This is a genomic window from Actinomadura sp. HBU206391 (assembly GCF_014323665.1).
Taxonomy (GTDB): domain Bacteria; phylum Actinomycetota; class Actinomycetes; order Streptosporangiales; family Streptosporangiaceae; genus Actinomadura_C.
Map to the genome: position 1 here is coordinate 1 of NZ_JABVEB010000378.1, position 4,229 is coordinate 4,229.

Here is a 4,229-nt window from a genome sequence, read left to right on the forward strand (position 1 = left end):
AACGATCTTCGTGGTGGTCGCACTCCTGGTGACCGCCGCCACCGTGCGGACGCGCACCGCGTAAGGCCGTGCGGGCCGTCTCGCCCATCGGCGGCGGCCGGTGCGTTCGGATTCTCGTCCCCGTCGCGCGGCGGCAGGTCCGGGTCCCACCTGGGGTCCGGACCTGCCGGTCGCTCTGTCGTCAGATCGCGCCTGTCGCACGTACGGCGTAGCCACCGAGAGCCGGTTCGAGCAGGTCGAAGGCTGTGCGGACCGCGTCCGCGAGAGCCGCGGCGATCTCCTGGTCGCGCCGGCCCTGCAGGGTCTGGCGCATCGTCTCGTCGAAGAGCACCCGGTGGGCCCCGCCGAGCTGCGCCGCCGCCACCCGGGGGTGAATGTCATGAGCGCCGGCGCCTGTCTCGTCCGCGAGCACGATGGCCAGGGCCGCCTCGCGCTGCTCGTGAAACTCCCGCAACCGGGCCAGCAGGGCTGGGCTACCAGTGATCATGCGGGCGAAAGCAGAGCCGGAAAAGCCGATCACCGGGTCATGGCGCGCCACCGCGGCCAGGTAATCCCGCCGCAGCGCGGCCAGCGCGGACTCCCCCGGCGCCCGTTCGGCCACCGCATGCGCCAGGCCCCCGACGAACTCCTCGTGCAGGTCGAGGGCGAGATCCTCCTTGCGCGGAAAGTAGTTGGTGACGGTCATCTTCGCGACCTCCGCGGCCGCCGCCACCTCGGCGATCGTCACCTTGTCGAACCCCCGCTCGAGGAACAAGCGGGTCGCCTGGTCCGAGATCGCCTGCCGGGTCTGCTGCTTCTTCAACGCGCGCAGCCCGATCGTCTCAGTGCTCATGAGGTCCATCGTTTCACGGCTCAGCCTAAATTTGTAGTTGACATATATTTAGGTCTCATCTAATTTTAGCGGCAATGCGCTCCACTGGCCGGGCCGTCTCGGCAGCAGCTCATCGCACGAGGAAGGACACCGCCCTGAACACCACGCACGTCCATGCCGCGGCCACCTCTGTCAACGCCACGCTCGACCCCGCCGAGGATCACCCCATGCCGGCCGACCGCCCGCAGTCGGCGTTCGACGCCGGCGCCGAATTCGACCGCCAGGTGCGCAACCTGCTGGACAAGGGCTATCCCGCACTCACCGGTCTCAGCCCGCAGGCCCTCGCCGAGCTCGTCAGCCCGTTGCGCGTCACGGCCGTGGCCCGGGGCGGGTCGATGCGACCACCTGAGAACGGGCGCGCACCATTCCTGCTGGTCGTCACCAGGGCACTGGCACCGATCGAGCGGTGCATGCCCCTCACCACCCTGGACGGCAAGACCAAGCCCGGCTTCGTCGACCGCTCCTTCGAGCCCGGCGCCATCGAACGGTTCGTTCCCACCCAAGAAGTAGAACTGCCCGATGAGCGCGCATACCTGCTGTTCGACGTCGACCGGGGCGAGGAGTTCTGCGGAGCCGTCCCCAGCCGGGCGATGGCCACCATCGCCCAGCGGCAGCGAACCCTGCTGACCCTCGAGGAGGGCATCGCACTCGTGACCCACCACCCGGCGGCACTCGCCAAGAACAAGTGCTTCTCCCTCGGCGGCTCCCGATGCGGCGACCGTCGCGTTCCCGCGATCTGGATCAGCCAGAACGCCCCCAAGCTCGGCTGGTGCTGGGAAGGCAATCCGCACACCTGGCTCGGCATGGCGTCCGCCGGTGGTCGCGCCGGAGCGTGAAGACCAAGGGGCTGCGGCACTGGCTTGACCGGTTCCGGCTATATGGCGGTGCAGGCCCGAAGAACGCAGCCTGTTTGTACCTATCGCGCACTGAATGCGCAAATTAGCGGGTTCTATAGCCGCGCATGAATCGTTGACACTCACAGCAATGATTAGTTATGCATGGCGAAATGGCATGACCGCCCGCATCTGGAGGCGGATTCGTGAACCGACCCCACACCGGTCACCGCACCCACCTGCCCGGGCCACCCGCGCATCGTGCCCGCCGTACGTATCGGCGTGGGTAGAGCGGAACAGGCGGCCGCCGCCCTGCCACGGGTCGCCCGGATCGCCCAACAGTCCGGACCCGCCCTGCGGAAGGCGTTTCAGCTGCTGTCCGACGGCGCTCTAGTGGGACCGGCCGGCAGCCGGCTCTTCAGCGGGATGGTCGACCGGCACCGATCAACCAGATCCGGATTCCTGGAGGCCTTCGACCAGGTCCACCGGCTGGCCCGACAGGCAAAGGACCAGCCACCCCGCGTCGCCGCACCGTACATCGCCGGTCCGCCACAGGGCGGGCCACCGGCATCGGCGGGAGTCCACAGCGGAAAACCCGATCACCTCAACCTGCTCGGCATCGAGCTCCGGCGTGCTGGGCGGTCGTGGCAGGACGCCGGCGCGGAACTGTCACGCATCCTCGGTGGCCTCGGGCTGAGCACGGCGCCCGCACAGAGCATCAAGAGCGCGGGTCTCTGGGTGGCCGGACAGCAGGGCGATCTGAATCGTCGCCGCGACGAACTGCTCAAGACCGATCGATCGCGGGCGGTGTTCGACCTCGACCTCATGGCGGCCATGGGGAACGGGCCACGCGGGAAAGGGCTGCTGGACAAGGCGTGGGAGCAATGGGCACGCCACTACCTTCCGGGACTCGGCCACGGCACCAAGGAGCTCCTTCTGCAGTCGCTGGCGTACAACCCGGCGACGGCGGCCGGCTACGCCATAGTCGACACCGACGGTTTCCTCGAGCGCAGCATCGCCGCGCAGGCACCGGCCCTGCTCACCGGAGTGCAACATCCCGCCGAGTTCGCCAAAGCAGCGGTCAACTGGGATCTCTGGAAAAAGGATCCCGTCCGTGCCTTCGGCGAGACCGTACCCTCGCTCGTCATCACCGCCGTCACCATGGGCGGCGGTTCCGGAAGCGGCGCGTCCACCCGGCTGTCCATGGCCCTCCGCAAGCTCGGGCGGCACAAGGGAGAGACTCCAGACCCTCCGCCCACGAGGGGAGCGCGGTCCCTCGAGGAGGCCGCCGAGCAGGCAGGCAGAACCGGGGGTTTCGGTCGGCAGGACACCCGGACCTTCCCTCCACCCGTAACGAGACCCGCCCCGCCCGCAAGGCCCATGGCTCCGGCGCCGAGGGCCGGCGGTGGGGGCGTCGCCCCTGACGGTCGGCCTCACACGGGCGGCGACGGTGAGGCGACGCCGCCGACACGGCGGTTCGGACCGCAGGAACTGGCCCATCTACGTAGGCTTGAAGACGAGGCGCGGCGGATCGCAGACCCGTTTGGGGTGCGGGTCGACTACACCAGGCGTCCCATCGATTCGGCCAACGCCGCAGGGTTCAACAAGGCGATGGAACGAGTCGCCCGCGAATACCCGTCTGTCTTCCGCGACATGGAGAACATCGAGATACAGAACATGGACGATATGCGCGCCACCGCCCCCGGAATCAGTCTGGCGAGCTATTTCATCAGTGGCTGACTTGTCGATTCCATCACCGACCACCGAGGGCCAGTGCCACGAGGCGCGGCCATCGGCAAAGTGATCGACAAACACTTCAAGGGGAGATGATGGTCTCGATAATCCGCCCTGGGCGTATCTGTAGTGCCTGTAGCCTTCTCAAGAGCTTCCCGAATCCCGAGGCCGACCCTGACGACCACAGCAAGCCCTATGATACATTTATCGACTTCTGCGCTGCATTTCCCGATGGGATTCCGACTGACATCTCCCTTGGCGGCTTCGACCATCGCCTGCCGTATCCGGGGGACCACGGCGTCCACTTCGAATTCAAGGAAGGTAAAGAATTCCTCCTCGACAGGTTCGAAAAGGAGTATTCGCCGGGACAGCGCGGGCGAGACGTCACTCAGAGCGCCAGAGAATGGGCCCGCACGATGGCGCAACTCCGAGGCCGTCGCCTGACTGTAGTGGAGTCCATACTGGACTCAACACATTTGATGATCGCGGTCCGCGATGACGGGACGCCCGCACTGTGGGACCTGGATGAATTTCGCTGGCTCGCGGTCTCGACCACCGGGTCTTGGGTCCTCGGCATCGACGAACCCAGCGACTTCGCAGCGTGGGCAGCGATCTCCGTTGAACAACTGGCGCGGCAGACTCCCGAAGATCTCTTTTTGTGGGTCGACAGAAGCGGTCCTCTCCTGCCCGTACGGGAGCTCGAGAAGGTCAGTTTCTCCCTCCTGCAGACGGCCCGGGCCCACGCGAACGGACAGACCGACGGCCAGGCTCTGGCCGAAGATTTCCGCCGC

The 4,229-nt window shown here is 67.0% G+C and carries 4 protein-coding genes; 3 read left to right on the plus strand and 1 reads right to left on the minus strand.

Going from position 1 to position 4,229, the window contains the following annotated elements; genetic code table 11:
- Positions 1-181 precede the first annotated feature (181 nt).
- On the minus strand, positions 182-832 hold the full coding sequence (locus HKK72_RS36735; protein WP_187239003.1) for a TetR/AcrR family transcriptional regulator: 651 nt from the start codon (positions 830-832) through the stop codon (positions 182-184).
- Between the two features lie 74 nt (positions 833-906).
- On the opposite strand from HKK72_RS36735, the gene HKK72_RS36740 reads away from it, so the two are divergent.
- The 3 genes from HKK72_RS36740 to HKK72_RS36750 all read left to right on the plus strand — a co-directional run.
- Positions 907-1,707 (plus strand): DUF5701 family protein, encoded by an 801-nt coding sequence (locus HKK72_RS36740; RefSeq protein ID WP_315987630.1) that lies wholly within the window; start codon positions 907-909, stop codon positions 1,705-1,707.
- 279 nt (positions 1,708-1,986) lie between these two features.
- Complete coding sequence (locus tag HKK72_RS36745; protein ID WP_187239004.1) at positions 1,987-3,444, plus strand: hypothetical protein; 1,458 nt, start codon at positions 1,987-1,989, stop codon at positions 3,442-3,444.
- An 86-nt stretch (positions 3,445-3,530) separates the two neighbouring features.
- Positions 3,531-4,229: hypothetical protein (locus HKK72_RS36750; RefSeq protein WP_222721611.1), on the plus strand; the 699-nt coding region annotated here is incomplete at its 3' end.